Below are 18,153 nucleotides of genomic sequence, written 5' to 3' on the forward strand. Positions count from 1 at the left end.
CCACGCAGCGGCGGCGGGCGAAGGCGGTGCGGCCCGCGCGAAGGGTGAAGGCCACATCGGCAAGCGCCGGTGCGTCCGGCCGGTCCAGCCGCGCGGCGAGCGCTTCGGCGCCTCGGCAAGGGCGGCGTCGTCGCGGGCCGAGAGGACGAGGAGGGCGGGGTGGTCCGCCGCCTCCGTGCGCGTCGCCGCCGGCGCCTGTTCCAGAATCACATGGGCGTTGGTGCCGCCGATGCCGAAGGAGCTGACCCCGGCGCGGCGCGGGCCGTCGCCGGCCGGCCAGTCGACCAGCCGGCTCGCAACGACGAAGGGGCTCGCGGAGAAGTCGATCTCGGGATTGGGCGCGGAGTAATGGAGGCTCGGGGGGATCTGGCCGTGGCGCAGCACGAGCACGGCCTTGATCAGCCCGGCGATGCCGGCGGCGGTGTCGAGATGGCCGATGTTGGTCTTGACCGAGCCGAGCGCGCAGACGCCGCGCCGCGCGGTCTGCCCGCGAAAGGCCTTCGTCAGCGCGGCGATCTCGATCGGGTCGCCGAGCCGCGTGCCGGTGCCGTGGGCCTCCACATAGCCGATGCTGTCGGGCGTAACGCCGGCGGCGGTCAGGGCCGCGACGATCACCTCGGCCTGGCTGTCGACCTGCGGCGCGGTGAAGCTCGCCTTCAGCGCGCCGTCGTTGTTGATCGCCGAGCCGAGGATCACCGCGTCGATCGTGTCGCCGTCGGCGAGCGCGTCGTCGAGGCGCTTGAGTACGACGACGCCGACGCCGCTGCCGCCGACCGTGCCGGACGCCTTGGCGTCGAAGGCCCGGCAATGGCCATCGGGCGAGAGGATGCTGCCCTCGCGGGCGCGGTAGCGTGGTGATGCGACAGGCCGACGCCGCCGGCGAGCGCCACGTCGCAGTCGCCGGACAGCAGGCCCTGCACCGCCATGTGCACGGCGACCAGCGAGGACGAGCAGGCGGTCTGCACCGTCACGGCCGGGCCGGTGAGGTTCAGCTTGAAGGCGGTGCGGGTGGCGAGGAAATCCTTGTCGTTCGCGACGAACAGTTCGTAGGGCGTCACCTCGCGGCGGATGCGGGCGTCGCCGAGAAGATGGAGCAGATAGGTGTTGAGGCCGGCGGCGGCGTAGACGCCGACCGGGCCGGGGCGGCTGGGCCCGGCGTAGCGGCGGTCTCCAGCGCGGTCCATGCGCATTCGAGGAACACCCGCTGCTGCGGATCGAGGATCTCGGCCTCGCCGGGGCTGAGGCCGAAGAAGCCCGCGTCGAACAGGTCGGCGCCGTCGAGACGGCCGCCGGCCGGGACGAAGTCTTCGGCCTCCACCTCGGCTGGGTCCATGCCGGCGGCAAGCGCCTCCTCGCGGGTCCAGCGGCCGATGGTCTCGCGGCCGGCGACGAGGTTGCGCCAGAAGGCCGCGACGTCCTGAGCGCCGGGAAAGCGGCCGGCCATGCCGATCACCGCGATCTCGAGACCGGAGCGGGCCGCCGGGGCGGAGAGGTGGGTCTGTGACATCGGTTCGCTCATGACTGGTTTGAAGGTGAGGCGGCGCCGGCAGGCCGGGCGTCGCCCAGTTCGTTCCGTTCAGGACGAGAAGGGGCATCCCCCGGTCCGGCCATCCGGATCGATCAGGCCGAGGCGGCTGCGGCCGAAGCGGCGCAGGGTCTCCACGGCGGTGCGGTCGTCGAAGCGCAGGCTTCCGGCCTGCGACCCGACGAATTTCGCGCAGACCCCCGTGTGGCTCACCGCCAGGTCGCGGTAGGCGCGCACGAAGTCGGCGTGGGCCGGGGCAAGCTGCTCCGGCAGGTCGGCGAAGCGCGGCCGCAGCCGGCGCCAGAGATTGACGAGCACGCCGTGTTCCCACGACATCAGGCCGCTGAAGTCCTCCGAGCGGACGGTCGGCGGCGTCATGGAGACGCGCACGGTCGTCTCGTAGACCTCGCGGGTGAAGGCGGCCGCCATCTCCATGGCCGCGGCCGAGGCGGTCAGCAGCACCGAGGCGGTGTCGAGTTCCTCCTCGGCGGCGGCCAGCCGTCCCTCCGCCAGATGCGCCTCGAAGCGGCCGAGGCAGAGGATCAGCCCCTGCACGTCGAGAAAGAAGGCCCAGTGGAACTCCCGCCAGATCGCCAGCGGCGACGGCGGCGGACGTGTCATGACAGCTCCCCCAGATCGCAGCTGCGGGCGAGCAGCCGCGACCAGGCGACGAAGCCGGCGACCTGCTGGTCCATGCGCTGGGGCGGGAGGTCGGACGTGCGGCCGAACAGGCCGATCACCGCCCGCGCGGTCTGGAGCAGGCCGCGCAGCAGGGCGAAGGCCGGACGGTCGGTGGCCACGCGGTCGACGCGGAAATAGGCGTCGAAGTCGTCGACCTTGGCCGCATCGGCCGGCGTGCCCGTCTGCGTGACCGTGGCCGGGCGGAGACCGCCGTCCTCGACACGCGAAAGCAGCCGCTCGATCCGGGCGAGGCCGGCGGTGCGGTCGGCAAGCGCGAGGGCGGCCAGAAGCTCGGCGAGCGCCTCGCGCATCGCCAGCCGGTCGGCCGCGGCAAGGTCGAGCGTCACCGGGAGGGTGTCCGGCAGCAGCAGCTGAAGCCGGGCGCCCTCGTCGTCCGAGGGGGTGTCGCCCGGCCGCTCGCGGGGGAGCGCGGCGCCGTCGACCGTCACGAGGCGCTGCTCCCGCCGGCCGCGGCGTCCATCGCCCGGCGCAGCGACAGTGGACGCATGTCGGTCCAGACTTCGGCGATATGGTCGAGGCAGGCCTGCCGGCCGCCGCGAAAACCCGTGGCGCTCCAGCCGGCCGGGATCTCGCGCCAGGTCGGCCAGATCGAGTAGCGGCCCTCGTCGCTGATCACCACGTCGTGCTCGATCTCGTTCGTCTCGTCGGCGGCGGTCATCGTGTGGTCCTCCTGTCGGTGGGTCGGATCAGGCCGAGGCCGGCGAGGGTCTCGAGGCCGTCGGCAAAGGCGTCGTGGATGTGGTCGATCTCGGCCGCGCCATGGGCCGTGGAGAGGAAGCCGCCGCGGTCGCCGCCCCTGAGGTGAATCCCGCGCGTGAGCAGCAGGATCGACAGGAGACTGACGGCGCGGGCGTCGATCGCGCTGCGGGTGAGTGCGATCGAGAAGAAGGAGCCGAAGCAGGTGAATTCCACCGGCAGGCCGGCGGCGGCCATCCGGGCGTTGAGGCGGGTGACGAGCGCGGAGGTGGTCGCGTTCAGTCCGTCCTGCAGCGCGGGGCCCGCCTCGATCAGCTTCAGGGCGGTAGCGCGTGCGGCGGCGAGCGCCAGCGGGTGGCGGCAGTAGGTGCCGGCAAAGAAGGTGGTCTTCGCGCTCGGAGCGCTGGCGTCGCCGAAGGACCAGGCGCCGCCGTCGATATGGTCCATCAGGCCGTGCCGCCCGGCGACCATCGACAGCGGCAGGCCGCCGCCGGCGATCTTGGCGTAGGTCGCCAGATCCGCCTCGACGCCGAAATGCGCCTGCGCGCCGCCGGGATGGATGCGGAAGCCGGTGATCATCTCGTCGAAGATCAGCAGGCAGCCGGCCTTTTCCGTGATGGCGCGCAGCTCCTTCAGGAATTCGGCCGGCTGGATTTCCGGGCAGCGGCTCTGCACCGGCTCGACGACGACGGCCGCCAGCCGGTGCGCCTGCCGCTTCAGCACGTCCAGCGTGCGCGGATTGCCGTAGTCGAACAGGCGCACGTCGCGCGCGACCGACTGCGGGATGCCCGGAACCGCCGGCGTCGCGCGGGTGAACATCAGCCGGCGCAGCAGCGGCTGAAGCCGCTCCAGCGGGTGCCGGCGGCGCGCAGGATCGCGCCCTTGCGCAGGTATTCGAGTCGCGGCGCGCGGTTCAGGGTCGGATCGGCGTGGCGTGGTAGGAATTGGTGAAGAGGGCGATGCGGTCGCGGCCGGTCGCGGTGCGGGCGATGCGGATCGCCGTCATCACCGCCTCGGTGCCGGTGTTGCTGATGGTGAGCCGCTCCATGCCGGTCAGCCGGGTGTAGAGGGCCGCGGTCTCGCCGGCGAGCTCCGACTGCGGGCCGATCGGAAAGCCCTTGCGCAGCCGCTCGGCCACCGCCTCGCGCACGAAGTCCGGGTTGTGGCCGAAGAGGTTGGTGCCGAGCCCCATCAGCACGTCGACATAGCGGTTGCCGTCAACGTCCCAGAGGAAGGCCCCGTCGGCGCGCGCGGCGACCACCGGGTAGAAGGCCTCCTTCACCTCCGGCGAAAACGCCATGCCGATCGAGCTCTTGTCGGCGAGAACGCGGCGGTTGTCCGCGCTCGCCGCCTTCGAGCCCGGCGTGCGGCGGCAGAAGTCGGCGACGATGGCGGCGGCATCGACGGGGGCGTCGCTGCGGGCGGGGGCGACGTTCATCGGCTGGCTCCCGTTTCGGCGATGGGGGCCGTCGCGGCGGATGTGGTCGCTGCAGCCCTCTTGGTGCAGACGAAGTGCGCGGCGTGATCTTCATCGAGCGGACGGTCGCCGCCGACGGTTTCGATCCGGGCCGCAAGGCCGTTCGCGTCCAGCAGCGCGGTCACCGCGGAAAGGTCGTGGCCATGGATCGGGTATGTCTCGGCCCGGTGCTGCCAGCTGGGCCGGCGCACCGAGAAGCGGGCGAGCATCCGCCGGCGCAGGCGCCGGAACCGCCAGACGCCGAGCAAGGCGCAGAGCATCCTCGGAAAGGCGGTGCTGGTGGTCTCGTCGCCCGGGCGGCGCCAGATGTCGACGGTGAAGGCGCCGGCGCGGGTGGCCGGGTCGTAGCGCGGCGTGATCAGCCAGGCGTGGTCGGGGCGGATGTCGCCCTCGGCCGGCTGGCCGCGCCAGTGGCGCTGCAGCTGGGCCGGATGGTTGAGGTCGAAGACGAACACCCCGCCCGGGCGCAGGCAGGCGGCGACGCAGGCGAACACCCTTCCGAGATCGTCGAGGCTCGGCATGTGGTTGAGCGAGGCGCTGGTGCAGAGCACGCCGTCGAACGGGGCCTCGAAGGCGAAGTCGCGGGCGTCGGCCTGCACGAAGGTGGCGGCCGGCGCGTTGCGGCGGGCATGGCGCAGCATGTCGGCCGAGCCGTCGAGGCCGGTGACCGCATAGCCGCGTTCCAGAAGCGGAACGATCAGCTGGCCGGTGCCGCAGCAGAGGTCCAGCACGCGGGCGCCCGGCGGCAGGCCGGGGATCAGGTTGCGCTCCAGGAAGCCCAGCTTCTCCCGGCAATAGTCGGGGCCAAGGGTCTCGTCGTAGAGCGAGGCCCAGGTGTCGTAGTCGCCTTGGGCGTGGGTCATGGCGTCAGGTCTCCGGAGGCGGGGGCCGCGACCGCGCCGGTGCGCAGGAAGGCGGCGAGGTAAGTGGCAAGCAGCGCGCGGTCGAGCGGCGGCTCCTCGAACGGGGCGTCGGCGAGGGCGGCGAGGCTGTTGCGGCAGTCGAAGGGCAGGTCGGCCGGCGCCTCCGACGTCGCCTCCTCCGCGCGCGGGCCGAACAGGACCACCAGCGGGTAGAGCGGATGGTCCGGATCGCCGCGGGCGATGTCGTTGAGGGCGGCGCGCCATTCGCGGTTGCCGACCCGGCGGACCGGCAGGCCCATGTCGGCGGCGACCTCGAACAGGAGATCGGAGGAGACCGGCCGCGAGTGGATGAGGTGGAAGGTGCGGGCCTTGTCCTCACGCTTGCGGGCAAGATGCATGATGGCGCGGGCGAGATGGTCCACCGGCATCACGTCGAGATGGACGGCGCCGCGCGGGGCCATGCCGAGCCGCAGATAGCCCTGCATCATCCGGCACAACACGTCGGTCGCGTTGAAGGCGCCGGTGACGCTGTCGCCGGAGACCGGGCCAGGGCGGTAGATCGTTACCGGCAGGCCGCGCCGGCCGGCTTCGGCGACGAGCTGTTCGGCAACCCATTTGGTGCGGTTGTAGCCGCCGGCGGGCGGCGGATAGGCGGCAAGGTCGTCGTCCTCGTGGAACACCGGCCGGCCGGGCAGGGGCGCGACCGGCAGCACGCTGAGCGAGGACACATGATGCAGCGGCAGGCCGCCCGCGCAGCAGAAGCGCAGGATCTCGCGCGTGCCCTCGACATTCGTCGCTCGCAGACGGTCGTAAGGCAGGAGGTGGTTCACCTCGGCGCCGTTGTGGATCACCGCATCCACACTTGACAGCAGCGCGGCGCGGGTCTCGTCGGCAAGGCCGAGGCCCGGCAGGGCGAGATCGCCGGCGACCGGGTGGAGGCGCCGGGTGAAGTCCTCACGCCAGAGGCCATAGCCGGAGAGGACCTCCCTGAGACGGTCCAGGCCGCCGGTGCGCGTCAGGCAGTGGACGACGGCCGTGCCGTCCGCCAGTAGCTCCCGCAGCAGCCAGGCGCCGACGAAGCCGGTGGCGCCGGTCATGAACACCTCTCGCAGGCCGGCGTGCGGGCGGAGCACGTCGGCCGGACGGATGGCCGCGTCGAGGCGCACGTCGGCCGCCCACGCGGTGTCGACGGCACCGGGCGTGGCGGTGGCCGTGCCGGCAAGGCGGGCGTCGATCCGGGCGGCGAGCGCGGCGACGCTTGGCCCGGTGAAGAGGTCGAGGACGCTGAGCTCGATGCCGAAGCGGTCCAGCGCGGCCGCCACGAGGCGGGTCGCCAGCAGCGAGTGGCCGCCAAGCTCGAAGAAGTCGTCGTCGGCACAGACCTGCGGCACGCCGAGAAGATCGGAAAAAAGGCCGGAGAGCGCGGTCTGCGTCGCGCCCTCCGGCAGCCTGCCCGCGGTCCGGCTGGAGAGATCGGGCGCGGGAAGGGCAGCCGTGTCGAGCTTGCCGTTGACGGTGAGCGGCAGGCGATCGCGCCAGACCAGCGCGTCCGGCACCATGAAGCGGGGCAGCCGCTCGCCGAGCCAGGACCGCATGGCGCTCGTCGCCGGACGGGAGGCCGCGTCGCGGGCGACCGCATAGGCGACGAGCCGGGGATCGCGTCCGGCATCGGCGCGGACGATCACGGCGGCGGCCGCAACGTCCGGGTGGCCGGCGAGCACGGCCTCGACCTCGCCGGGTTCGATGCGGTGGCCGCGGATCTTCACCTGATGGTCGATGCGGCCGAGGAGGCGGATGCGGCCATCGTCGAGACGGAGTGCGCGGTCGCCGGTGCGGTAGAGCGTGCCGGCCGTGCCGGGCGGGGCGAAGGGATCGGGCAGGAAGCGCTCGGCGGTGAGGTCCGGCCGGCCGAGATAGCCGCGGGCAAGGCCGGTGCCGCCGATGAAGAGTTCGCCGGGAACGCCGGGCGGCAGCAACTCCATCCGCTCATCCAGGACATGAAGCTGCTTGTTGGCGGCCGGCCAGAGGGTCGGCTCGGCCGGCAGGCCGTTGCCGCAGGCGACCATGCTGGCGTTCACCGTCGTCTCGGTCGGGCCGTAGGCGTTGACGAAGCTTCGCCCCGGGCTCCAGCTGGCGACGAGATCGGGTGACGGCGCCTCGCCGCCGACCAGCACCAGCCGGAGGTCAGGAAAACGGCCGGGCGGGAGGGCGACGAGGGCCGACGGGGTCATGGTGACGTGGGTCACCCGGTGGCGGACGAGAAGACGGGCAAGGCCCGGACCGGGCAGCAGATCCTCCGCGCGCGCCAGCACGAGGCCGGCGCCGGCGGCGAGCGACATTACCAGTTCGGGGATGGAGGCGTCGAAGCCGAAGCTGAAGAACTGCAGCACCCGGTCGCCGGGATGCACGTCGCAGACCCGGATCTTGTCGAGGGTGAGGTTGACGAGGCCGCGATGGGCGACCGCGACCCCCTTCGGACGGCCCGTGGAGCCGGAGGTGTAGATCACGTAGGCGAGCTGGTCCGGGTGGACATCCGGCAGGCTTTCCGCAGGCTCCGCGTCGTTGCCGGCTTCCATGTCGATGTCGAGGCGCGGCAGGTCGCCGGGCAGGGCGAGGCCGCGGCGGCTGACGACGAGACGGGCGCCGGAATCCGCCAGCATGTAGCCGATCCGTTCGGCCGGATGGGCAGGGTCGAGCGGCAGGTAGGCCGCACCCGCCTTCAGCACCGCGAGCCAGGCGACCACCATCGCCGGCGACCGTTCGAGCGCGATGGCGACCACGCTGTCCGGGCCGGCGCCGAGGCTGAGGAGCCGGCGGGCGAGACGGCCCGCCTGCCGGTCGAACTCGCCATAGGTCGTCTCGTGGACGGTGGTGCCGTCGTCGTGGACGAGGGCGATCGCCGACGGATCGGCGGCGGCCCGCGCCGCGATCAGGGCGTGGATCGGAACCTGCGGATCGAAGGACCGGGCCGTGTCGTTCCAGCCGGCAAGGCGGGCGGTCTCGTCCGTGCCGAGCATGGGCAGATCGGCGACGGGGCGCGCCGGGTCGGCGACGGTGGCGGCGATGAGGTTCAGGAAGCGCCGGGCGAGGGCAGCAATGGTCTCGGCGCGGAACAGCGCGGTCGCATATTCCATCTCGCCGACGATCCGCGCGCCGTCGTCGCGCAGGTCGAGGCTGAGGTCATGGCGGGCAAGCCGGTCGTCGATCGGGAGCCGGCGCAGCGTCACGCCGGGCAGGGTGGTCGTCGCCGGGCGGGCCGGATCGAACTGGAACTTGAGCTGAAACAAGGGGCTTGCGCCCGTGTCACGCTCCGGCTGGAGGTCGGCGACCAGCGCCTCGAACGGTAGGTCGCCGTGGGCGATCGCCTGCCACAGGGTGGCCTGCACCCGGGCGAGATTGGCCGAAAAGCCGTGCTCGGGGACGAGCCGGGGGCGGATCGGCAGCGGATTGACGAACAGGCCGACGAGATGGTCGGTCCCAGCGGCCTGCCGTCCCTCCACCGGCGTGCCGATCACCGGATCGTCCTGCCCGGTGTGGCGGGCAACGAGGATCGCGAAGAGCGTGAACAGGGCGGCGAAGGGTGTCGCACCGGCCTCGCGTGCGACCCCGCGCAGGGCTGCGGCGAGGTCGGCCGGGATCTCGATCCGGTGTTTTGCGCCGGCGTGATCCTGGATGGCGGGGCGGGAGAAATCGGCCGGCAGTCGGGTCACCTGTGGCGGCGTGCCGAGATGGTCGCGCCAGAAGGCGCGCAGCCGCTCGGCGTCCGCCCCGGACAGGCGCTCGGCTTCGGCCGCGGCGACATCGCCATACTGCACGGCGAGCGGGGCCAGAGCGGCCGGCGGGCCGCCGACGGCCTCTGTGTAGAAGGCCGAAAATTCCGCCGAAATCCGGTCGATCGAGCCGCCGTCGGCGGCGATGTGGTGCAGCGTGAAGACCAGCAGCGCGTGCTGCTCCCCGAGATCGTAGCGGGCAAGGCGAAGCGGCGGCTCGCGGGAGAGATCGAAGGGGCGGGCCGCTTCGGCGGCGGCAAGGTCGTGCAACCGCGTTTCGCTCTTTGCGCCGCCTCGGCGGTCATGACGGAGGACCGGGATCTCGATGTCGGACACGACGGTCTGCTGCGGTTCGCCGCCGACGTCGCGGATCAGGGTCCGCAGCACCGCGTGGCGGGCGGCCACCCGTTGCAGCGCGGCGCAGAGGGCGTCGTGGTCGAGGACGCCGTCGGCCTCGAAGACGAAGACCATGTGGTTGACGGTGGTGCCCGGCCGCAGCCGCTCCAGGAACCAGAGGCGCTGCTGGGCCGCCGACAGCGGCGGGGCGGAATCGTTGCGGGCGATGAGCGCGCCGGGACGAGGGGCGGCGGCGAGATGGGCGAGGATCTCCGACTTGCGGCTGCGGATCGCGGCGGTGATCTCGGCGGTGAGCGCCGCATCCGGCCCCGCGCACTTCAGGCGGCCGTCCTCGGCGCGCAGCGCGATGCCACGCTGCGCGAGGTCGGCAAGGAAGGGTCCGATTCCCTCGCCGTCCTTGGCCGGGGCTGCCGATTCCGAGGCGGATTCGGCCTGCAGCTCGGACGGTGCGGCATGTGCCAACGAGCTTCGGACGACGCTCATCGGTCCCTCCAAAATCTTGCTCCGGCGGTGTGCCGAACGCGTCCTGACGACGCCTTGAAAGTTGACTATTGGATTCAACAATCATATTCAAGCGGCAATTGCCGGTTGCCGGTCGCAAGCGCCGGCTCGAAGACCAGCGCGGGGCATGCCCCGGCCGCTTCCGCCCTTTCCGTCACCCGACGACCCGCTCTGGCGCGGTGACCGGATGCGAATGCGAGGATCCATGCAGGACAGCGAAAGCCCGAATCCGGCGGTCATCGCCATGGATACCAAAAATTTTACGAATATATCCCAAATACTTGAGGGAAGAGCCAACGCAACTCCCGATCGGAAAGCCATGTGCTTCTTCCACGACGAGGCGGCAGAGCCGGCCCTGTCGCGCCGCGATTCGTGGAGCTGGAAGGAGCTGCACGAGCGCGCCATGGGCGTCGCCTCGGCGCTTTCCATGTCAGGGGCTTATGCAACCGAAGCTAGAGCGCTTCTAGTCTATCCGGCCGCCTCGGCTTCGTCGCAGCCTTCCTCGGATGCTTGCTGGCGGGGGTCGTGCCGGTGCCGGTGCCGCCGCCGCGGCGGTCCGAGGGGCTGGGTCGCTGGCGCCATGTGGCGCTCGACGCGGGGGTCTCCGGCGTGCTGGCGGCGCCGGAGCTTCTGGACGCGATGCGGCCGCTGCTCAGCGAGCTTCCGGACTGCCGCAGCTGCCTTGCGCCGGAGGCTGCCGACCCCTCGCTGCCCTTCGAGGTCACCGGCCTGTCGGTGTCGGCCGTGGCCCGCGCGCCGGAGGCGCTCGCCTTCCTGCAATACACCTCCGGCTCCACCAGCGAGCCGAAGGGGGTGGCGATCACCCATGGCAACATGATCGCCAATCTCCGGCAGATCAGCCGCGGCTACGAGATCATCCCGGACGACCGGATGGCGAGCTGGCTGCCGCACTATCACGACATGGGGCTGATCGGGACGATCCTCTCGCCGGTCCACGACGGCTACATGGCCGCGCTGATGGCGCCGAATGCCTTCCTGCGCCGGCCGCTGCGCTGGCTGGCGATGGCCTCGCACATCCGGGCGACCATGCTGGGCGGCCCCAACTTCGCCTTCGACCATTGCGTCCGCCGGGCAACGCCCGAGGCGCTGGACGGTCTCGATCTGTCGTCGCTGCGGATCGCCTTCACCGGCGCCGAGACCATCCGGCCGCGCACGCTGGAGCGCTTTGCCTCCATCTTCGCGCCGGCGGGTTTCCGCCGCGAGACCTTCCACTGCTGCTACGGCATGGCCGAGGCGACGCTGTTCGTGACCGGCAATCCGGTCGCCGACCCGCCGCATTATCTCTCGGTTCGCCGCGACGGGCTCGCCAGGGAGGGCCGGGCTGTGGCGCCGAGCCCGGTCATCGGCGGCACGGATCCGGACATGATCGAGCTCACCGGTTGCGGCCGGGCGGTGGCGGGCCTCGATATCGCCATCGTCGATCCGGACACGGCGCAGCGGCGGACAGACGGCGAGGTCGGCGAGATCTGGATCTCCGGCCCGAATGTCTCCCCCGGCTACTGGCAGCGACCCGAGCAGAACGCCGCGACCTTCGGCCGCTCGCTCGGCGACGGGCGCGCCTGGTTCCGCAGCGGCGATCTCGGCTTCGTTCTCGGCGGCCAGCTCTATGTCACCGGCCGGCTCAAGGACGTGATCGTCGTACGCGGGGAGAATTACTCGCCCCAGGACATCGAGGCGACGGCCTCCGCCGCGCATCCGGCGCTGACCGAAGGACAGGCCGGCGCCTTCGCGGTCGAGATCGACGGCGAGGAACGCCTTGGCCTGGTCGTGGAGGTGCAGCGCGAGGCGATGCGCCGGCTCGACGCGCCAGAGGTGTTCGAGGCGATCCGCGCCGCGATCGCGCGGACCCACGACCTTGCGCCCGCCGTGGTCGCGCTGATCCGGCCCGGCAGCCTGCCGCGCACGCCGAGCGGCAAGGTCCGGCGCTTTGCCTGCCGCGAGGGGCTTGCCAACGGCACGCTGCCAGCGGTCGCGCGTCACGACGCGGCCTTCGTCGCCGAGGACCCGGCCCCGGCGGGTGCCACGACCTGGCGGGACGAACTGCGTGATCTGCCGCCCGCCCGGCAGGGCAGCCTGCTGCGGCAGCGGGTCGCCGCCGAGGTGGCCCGGCTTGCGGGGCTGCCGGACGGCGAGCTGCCGTCGCCGGATACCGGCTTCTTCGATCTCGGGCTTGATTCCGTGGCGGTCGCCGGCTTCGGCGCGACGATCGAACGCGAACTCGGCCTCGTCGCCGCGCCGACGCTGCTGTTCGAATTCCCCACCCTCGGGACACTCACCGATCATCTTGCAGGCCGGCTGGTCAGCGACGCGGCATCGCCAGAGGCTCTGGTGAAACCCGAACCGCACAGAACGCCGGCCGACGCGCGGCTCTCCGCCGATCCCCCCGTGGCGTTGTCCGGCGAACTCGCCGCCGAGATCGCGGCGCTGCAGCGCCTGCTGCGCGCCGAACCGCCCCACGGGGTGCGTCCCCGGATGTCTTCCCCGTTCCAGTCTGCCGAAAGTGACCGCCGATGACCCATGCCCGCGACGACATCACCGGGGCCGTGCCTGCCGGCGGGGAGGGGCCGCTGCTGGCCCTCCTGCAGGACGCCCGCCGCCGCATCGAGGCCTATCGCCGCGAGCGCGAGGAACGGGTCGCCATCGTCGGCCTGTCGGGGCGCTTTCCCGGCGCCGACGACCCGGACGCCTTCTGGCGCCTGCTCGACGAAGGCCGCAGCGGCCTGCAGGCGGTGGACGCGGCGGGGGCCGGCCCCGACCAGGTGCCGGTCTGGGGCGGCTTCACCGATCCGACCGGTTTCGACGCGGCCTTCTTCGGCTATGCGCCGCGCGAGGCCATGCTGCTCGACCCGCAGCAGCGGGCATTCCTCGACTGCGCCTGGAGCGCGCTGGAGGACGCCGGCCATGACGCGAAGCGCTTTGCCGGACGGATCGGCGTCTTTGCCGGCGGTGCGCTGACCGACCATCTCGTGCGGGTCCACGGCGCGGCCGAGGCCGACGATCTCGACCCGGTGCAGGTGGCGCTTGCCCATGCCAACGGCATGATCGCCGCCCGCGTCGCCTTCCATCTCGACCTCGACGGTCCGGCCTGCGGAATCCAGACCACCTGCTCGACGTCGCTGGTGGCAATCCACAGCGCAGTGCGCAGCCTGCTCTCCGGCGACTGCGACATGGCGATTGCCGGCGGGGTTGCGATCGGCAAGGCGAAGCCCGAAGGCTATCTCCACCAGCGCGAGGGCATCACCGCGCCGGACGGCGTCTGCCGGCCGTTCGATGCGGCGGCGGCCGGGACCGTCTTCACCAGCGGCGTCGGCGCCGTGGTGCTGAAGCGGCTCGGCGACGCGCGCGCCGATGGCGACACCATCCACGGCGTGATCCTCGGCTCGGCGGTCAACAACGACGGTGCGCAGAAGGTCGGCATCACCGCGCCGAGCGTCAGCGGCCAGGCGGCGGTGATCGAGGCGGCGATTGCCGCCGCCGGGATCGATCCGGCGACCCTTTCCTATGTGGAGGCGCATGGCACCGGCACCGCGCTCGGCGATCCGATCGAGGTGACGGCTCTGAACCGCGCCTATGGTCCGGCCTTCGCAGAGGCGGGGCGGGACTGCGCGCTCGGCTCGGTCAAGGGCAACGTCGGGCATCTGGATGCGGCAGCCGGCGTTGCCGGCCTGATCAAGATCCTGCTGGCGATGCGCCATGGCCGCCTGCCGGCGACCGCGCATTTCTCCGCGGCCAATCCGGCCTGTCCCTTTGCCGCCGGCCCGTTCCGGGTGGTGGATGCACCGCGCGCCTGGGATCGGCAGGGCGAACGGCCGCGCCGGGCCGGGCTCAGTTCCTTCGGCATCGGCGGCACCAACGCCCACCTGATCGTCGAGGAGGGGCCGGAGCCTGTGGCCGTCGCAGACGCGCACACCGGCCCGCAGCTTCTGACGCTCTCGGCCCGCACGCCGGCAGCTCTGGCCGCGCAACGCGGCGCGCTCGCCGGAGCGCTGGCCAGCGACACCGCGCCGGCACTCGCCGATGCCGCCTTCACGCTCCAGACCGGCCGCCGGCCGATGGCCGAGCGCCTGGCCTGCCTTGCCGAGGACACGGCCGGAGCGGCGGCGCTGCTCGCGGCGGGCACCGGCGCCCGGGTCGTTACCGGGTCGGCGCCAAGCCATGCGCCGGATCTTGTCTTCCTGTTTCCGGGGCAGGGCACCCAGCATCCCGGCATGGGCCGGGCGCTCCACGAATCCGAACCGGTGTTCCGCGCGGCCTTCGACGCCTGCATGGCCGCGATCCCGAATGGGGCGGAGCTCGCCGGTCTCATCCTCGGCTCGGCCGGTTCGGATGCGGCGGATCTCGACCGCACCGAACACACCCAGCCGGCGCTCTTTGCCGTGGAATATGCGCTGGCGCAGCTCTGGCTCGATCGCGGGCTGCGGCCGCGCGCGCTGCTCGGCCACAGCATCGGCGAATATGTCGCCGCGACGCTCGCCGGCGTGTTCACGGTGGACGACGCGATGCGGGTCGTGACGGCGCGCGGCCGGGCGATGCAGCTCTGCGCGCCGGGCGCCATGCTGGCCGTGATGCTCCCCGAGGACGCGGCGCGCGCAAAGGCGCCGGATCTGGAGGTCGCCGCCGTCAACGGGCCGGCCGCAACCGTGCTGGCCGGTTCGCTGGACGCAGTTCGCGCTGCCGCCGGGCGGCTCGCCGCGGAGGGCGTTCCGTGCCGGCAGCTGGCAACGTCCCACGCCTTCCACACGGCGATGATGGAGCCGGCGCTCGGCGCCTTCGCGGCAGCGCTTTCAGGCGTGCGGCTGTCCCCGCCGCGGATCGACATCGTCTCCAACGTCACCGGCGACTGGCTGACGGCGCGGGACGCGACCGATCCCGGCTACTGGGTCCGGCATCTGCGCAGCGCGGTGCGCTTCGGGCCGGGGCTTTCCCGGCTCAGCGATCTCGGCACGCCGCTGCTGCTCGAGGTCGGCCCCGGCGACGTGCTCACCGGCCTTGCGCGCCGGCAGCTCGGCGACCAAGTCCAGGTGGCCGCGTCGCTGCCGAACTCGGCGGGCGGGGCGGAGGCCCGCGAGGAGGTTCTGCTCGCGCTCGGCCGGCTCTGGACGATGGGCGCCGAGATCGACTGGACGCGGCTTCACCCGGCGGGCACGCGGCGGCGGGTGAGCCTGCCGACCTATCCGTTCGAGCGGCGCCCGCACTGGATCGGGGCCATGCCCTCGCGCACCTCGGCCGCTCCGACCGATGGGGCCGAGGCCGCGGTGCGGTCCACCCGGGTCGAGGACTTCTTCCACCAGCCGGTCTGGCAGCGCCTGCCGAAACCGGGGAGGGCCGAAGGCACGCTCTCCGCGCGCTGGCTGATCATCGGCGAGGAGGCGCTGGTGCAGGCGATCGGCGAGCTGCCGGCCGGCATCGACGTGATCCGCGCGTCGGCGGGCACCGGATTTGCCGGCGGCGGGGGGAGCTACACGCTCGATCCGACCGATGCCAGCCATCACCGCCAGCTTCTGGAAAATCTCGCGGTCGCCGGATGGGAGCCCGACCAGATCATTCTCGGCGCGGGCCTTGGCGCAGCGGGCGGCGGCCTGTTCGAGAGCGCGTTCGCCCTCGGGCAGGCGCTGTCCGACCTCGCCTTGCGCCCGTCGCTGCTGACCCTCGTCGGCAGCGGCCTGCAGCAGGTCACGGGTGCCGAACGGCTCGATCCGGACGCGGCAATGGCGTTGGGGTTTGCCCGCGTGCTGCCGCAGGAACTGTCCGGCACGGCCTGCCGGACCCTCGACATCGAGGCCGGCGATCTTCAGACGGGTCAGCCCGTCGCGGGCCTTGCCGGGGCGCTGGTCGGTCCGTTCGACACGGCGACGGCGGCAAGTGCGCTGCGCGGCGGCTTCCTTTGGCAGCAAGGGTTTGCCGCCACGCCGCTCGTGCCTGCCGACGACGTGCCGCTGCTGCGGGCGGGGGCAACGTATCTCGTGGCCGGCGACCTCACCGGCGGGCTGGGGCTGGTGTTCGGCGCCGCCCTCGTCAAGCATCTCGGCGCCCGCCTCGTCTTCCTCACGCGTTCGGGCTTTCCGCCGGCGGACGAATGGGACCGCTGGCTTGCCTCGCACAGCCCCGCCCACGCGATCAGCCGCGCGATCCGGGCGCTGCGCGATCTCGGCGAGACCGGCCGCGATCTCCTCGTCTTCTCCGGGCCGCTGGGCGATGCGGACTGGGTGCGGGACCGTCTTGCCGAGGCCGAGGCGCGTCTCGGGCCGGTCCACGGCGTCTTCCACGCCGCGGCCATGGGCGATGCCTATCACCAGCCGCTTGGCGGCAGCCGGCGGGAGGATGCCGACGACCTGTTCGCGGTCAAGATCGCCGGTCTGAAGGCGCTGGGCGCCGCTTTCGCCGGTCGGCCGCCGGCCTTCGTGCTGGTGCAGTCGTCGCTGTCGGTGCTGGCCGGGGGGCCGGGGCTCGGGGCCTATGCCGCGGCCAATGCCTTCCTCGACGCCTATGTCACCGACCGTGCGCAGGCCTCGGACGGTACCGTCTGGCAGGTGGCCGACTGGGATGTGGTCCATGAAGACGGCGGGCGCGAGGGCGCGGGTTCTGACGTCGCGGCCGGGGCCCTTGCCGCCGGGGCGATGACCGCGGACGAGGTCTGGCGCGCGGCGCGCGTGCTGCTTGCCAATCCGCAGGTCGTCCGCGCGGCGATCACGCCCGGCGACCTGTCGCGGCGGCTCTTGGACGCGGCCCGGCTCGCCGATCCGGCCGAGGGCGCGGCGGACAGGACGCCGGCCGCTGAGCATGTGGCGCCCCGCGACGAGGTGGAGGCGGCGGTCGCCGAGGTGATGGGCGAGCTGCTCGGCCTCCCGAGGGTCGGCGCCACCGACAATTTCTTCGAACTCGGCGGCCATTCGCTGCTGGCAATCCAGGTGGTGACCCGCCTGCGGCGGCGCTTTGCCGTCGACCTGCCGATGCGCGCGCTTCTGTTCGAGGCGCCGACGGTCGCCGGCATCGCCGGCGTGATCCGCGAGGCGCTTGTCGCGGCGCAGGCCGAGCGCGACCTCGTCGGCGCGCTCATCGATGATCTGGAAGCTGGGGACGATCTGGAAGCCGGCGACGGCGAGACGGACAGCGCGGGGCGCACGGCCTGAGAGCCGCCCGCAAGGGAGAAAACGCATGAAATTCAGTCTCTTCTACTTCGACGGCGACGGCTCGCGTCCGCGCGCCGACAGCTACCGCCTGCTGATCGACAGCGCGCGCTTCGCCGACGCGAACGGCCTTGAGGCCCTGTGGGCGCCGGAGCGGCATTTCCATGCCTTCGGCGGGCTCTATCCCAACCCGGCGATGATCCACGCCGCGCTGGCGATGGTGACGGAGCGGATCCAGCTGCGCTCCGGCAGCGTGGTGCTGCCGCTGCATCACCCGGTGCGGGTGGCCGAGGACTGGGCGATGGTCGACAACCTGTCCGGCGGCCGGGCGGGAATCGCCATCGCCTCCGGCTGGACGATGGACGAGTTCGTGCTGTCGCGCGAGCCGCACGGCAGCCGGCGCAGCCTGATGTGGCGCAGCTACGACCAGCTCGTGAAGCTGCTGGCCGGGGAGGCGGTGTCCTTCGAGGACGCGGAGGGCAATGTGGTGGCGGCAAGGACGCTGCCGCGGCCGTTGCAGCCGCAGATTCCCTTCTGGGTGGCCTGCCAGTCGACCGAATCCTTCGTCGAGGCCGGCCGGCGCGGCATCAACGTGCTGACCTCGCTGCTCGGCGAGACGCTGGACGAGGTGACGCCGAAGATCCGCGCCTATCGCGCCTCGCTGGCCAGGCATGGCCACGACCCGGAGGCCGGCACCGTCTCGCTGATGATCCACACCTTCCTCGGGTCGGATGTCGATCAGGTGAAGGCCGACGTGATCGGTCCCTTCGCCGACTATCTGAAGACCCACTACGATCTGTTGCAGAGCCTTGCCCGCGGCATGGGCCTCGACCTGCGCCCGGAGGATTTCAGCGGCGACGATCTCGACAGCCTGCTGCGCTTCGGCGTCGAGGGCTTCATGAACGGCCGCTCGCTGATCGGCACGCCGCAGAGCTGCCGGCCGATGGTGGACAACCTTGCCCGCGCCGGGGTCGACGAGATCGCCTGCCTGATCGACTTCGTGCAGGACCACGACCTCGTCATGGCCGGCCTGCCGCATCTGGCCCGCCTTGCCGCCGACACGGCCTCGATCCGGCCGGCGGCGCGCGCCGCCGTCGCGGTCTGAACGGAGAAC

11 protein-coding genes and 1 pseudogene are annotated in these 18,153 nt (G+C 72.3%); 3 read left to right on the top strand and 9 right to left on the bottom strand.

The window, feature by feature from the left end:
* Positions 1-168 precede the first annotated feature (168 nt).
* From A6302_RS25970 to A6302_RS02055, 9 genes and pseudogenes are all read right to left on the bottom strand, one after another.
* Positions 169-1,097: pseudogene (locus tag A6302_RS25970) on the bottom strand (beta-ketoacyl synthase N-terminal-like domain-containing protein); the annotation flags it as partial.
* Positions 1,055-1,507: a beta-ketoacyl synthase N-terminal-like domain-containing protein gene (locus tag A6302_RS23960; RefSeq protein WP_245293866.1), complete on the bottom strand. Its 453-nt coding sequence runs from the start codon at positions 1,505-1,507 to the stop codon at positions 1,055-1,057. The gene A6302_RS23960 and the pseudogene A6302_RS25970, both read right to left, overlap by 43 nt.
* 69 nt (positions 1,508-1,576) lie before the next feature.
* Positions 1,577-2,146 carry a siderophore biosynthesis protein gene (locus A6302_RS02030; protein ID WP_069305641.1) on the bottom strand — a complete coding sequence of 190 codons (570 nt, stop codon included), beginning with the start codon at positions 2,144-2,146 and terminating at the stop codon, positions 1,577-1,579.
* Entirely contained in the window at positions 2,143-2,655 is a 513-nt protein-coding gene (locus A6302_RS02035; protein ID WP_069305642.1) for a hypothetical protein, read from the bottom strand. The genes A6302_RS02030 and A6302_RS02035 overlap by 4 nt, the downstream gene beginning before the upstream one ends.
* Positions 2,652-2,885 carry an MbtH family protein gene (locus A6302_RS02040; protein ID WP_069305643.1) on the bottom strand — a complete coding sequence of 78 codons (234 nt, stop codon included), beginning with the start codon at positions 2,883-2,885 and terminating at the stop codon, positions 2,652-2,654. Before A6302_RS02040 ends, A6302_RS02035 begins: the two co-directional genes overlap by 4 nt.
* On the bottom strand, positions 2,882-3,742 hold the full coding sequence (locus tag A6302_RS23965) for an aminotransferase class III-fold pyridoxal phosphate-dependent enzyme (RefSeq protein ID WP_245293867.1): 861 nt from the start codon (positions 3,740-3,742) through the stop codon (positions 2,882-2,884). Before A6302_RS23965 ends, A6302_RS02040 begins: the two co-directional genes overlap by 4 nt.
* Positions 3,743-3,836: 94 nt before the next feature.
* Positions 3,837-4,361, bottom strand: a complete 525-nt coding sequence (locus A6302_RS23970) for an aminotransferase class III-fold pyridoxal phosphate-dependent enzyme (RefSeq protein ID WP_245293868.1) — start codon at positions 4,359-4,361, stop codon at positions 3,837-3,839.
* Entirely contained in the window at positions 4,358-5,263 is a 906-nt protein-coding gene (locus A6302_RS02050; RefSeq protein WP_069305644.1) for a class I SAM-dependent methyltransferase, read from the bottom strand. The genes A6302_RS23970 and A6302_RS02050 overlap by 4 nt, the downstream gene beginning before the upstream one ends.
* Positions 5,260-9,873 (bottom strand): non-ribosomal peptide synthetase, encoded by a 4,614-nt coding sequence (locus A6302_RS02055; protein WP_083255420.1) that lies wholly within the window; start codon positions 9,871-9,873, stop codon positions 5,260-5,262. The genes A6302_RS02050 and A6302_RS02055 overlap by 4 nt, the downstream gene beginning before the upstream one ends.
* Positions 9,874-10,401: 528 nt before the next feature.
* On the opposite strand from A6302_RS02055, the gene A6302_RS25975 reads away from it, so the two are divergent.
* The 3 genes from A6302_RS25975 to A6302_RS02070 are packed head-to-tail and all read left to right on the top strand — an operon-like array spanning position 10,402 to position 18,144.
* Entirely contained in the window at positions 10,402-12,426 is a 2,025-nt protein-coding gene (locus A6302_RS25975) for an AMP-binding protein (protein ID WP_083255421.1), read from the top strand.
* Entirely contained in the window at positions 12,423-17,042 is a 4,620-nt protein-coding gene (locus A6302_RS02065; protein WP_069305646.1) for a type I polyketide synthase, read from the top strand. Before A6302_RS25975 ends, A6302_RS02065 begins: the two co-directional genes overlap by 4 nt.
* 25 nt (positions 17,043-17,067) lie before the next feature.
* Positions 17,068-18,144, top strand: coding sequence for an LLM class flavin-dependent oxidoreductase (locus A6302_RS02070; protein WP_069305647.1), 1,077 nt, complete (start codon positions 17,068-17,070; stop codon positions 18,142-18,144).
* Positions 18,145-18,153 lie beyond the last annotated feature (9 nt).

It is taken from the genome of Methylobrevis pamukkalensis, assembly GCF_001720135.1.
In the GTDB taxonomy this organism is placed as follows: Bacteria; Pseudomonadota; Alphaproteobacteria; order Rhizobiales; family Pleomorphomonadaceae; genus Methylobrevis; species Methylobrevis pamukkalensis.

Bases quoted from the DNA above. Each gene is read 5' to 3' on its own strand.
- A6302_RS23960 (WP_245293866.1), bottom strand. From the start codon at position 1,507: ATGTCACAGACCCACCTCTCCGCCCCGGCGGCCCGCTCCGGTCTCGAG.
- A6302_RS02030 (WP_069305641.1), bottom strand. From the start codon at position 2,146: ATGACACGTCCGCCGCCGTCGCCGCTGGCGATCTGGCGGGAGTTCCAC.
- A6302_RS02040 (WP_069305643.1), bottom strand. From the start codon at position 2,885: ATGACCGCCGCCGACGAGACGAACGAGATCGAGCACGACGTGGTGATC.
- A6302_RS23965 (WP_245293867.1), bottom strand. From the start codon at position 3,742: ATGTTCACCCGCGCGACGCCGGCGGTTCCGGGCATCCCGCAGTCGGTC.
- A6302_RS23970 (WP_245293868.1), bottom strand. From the start codon at position 4,361: ATGAACGTCGCCCCCGCCCGCAGCGACGCCCCCGTCGATGCCGCCGCC.
- A6302_RS02050 (WP_069305644.1), bottom strand. From the start codon at position 5,263: ATGACCCACGCCCAAGGCGACTACGACACCTGGGCCTCGCTCTACGAC.
- A6302_RS02055 (WP_083255420.1), bottom strand. From the start codon at position 9,873: ATGAGCGTCGTCCGAAGCTCGTTGGCACATGCCGCACCGTCCGAGCTG.
- A6302_RS02065 (WP_069305646.1), top strand. From the start codon at position 12,423: ATGACCCATGCCCGCGACGACATCACCGGGGCCGTGCCTGCCGGCGGG.
- A6302_RS02070 (WP_069305647.1), top strand. From the start codon at position 17,068: ATGAAATTCAGTCTCTTCTACTTCGACGGCGACGGCTCGCGTCCGCGC.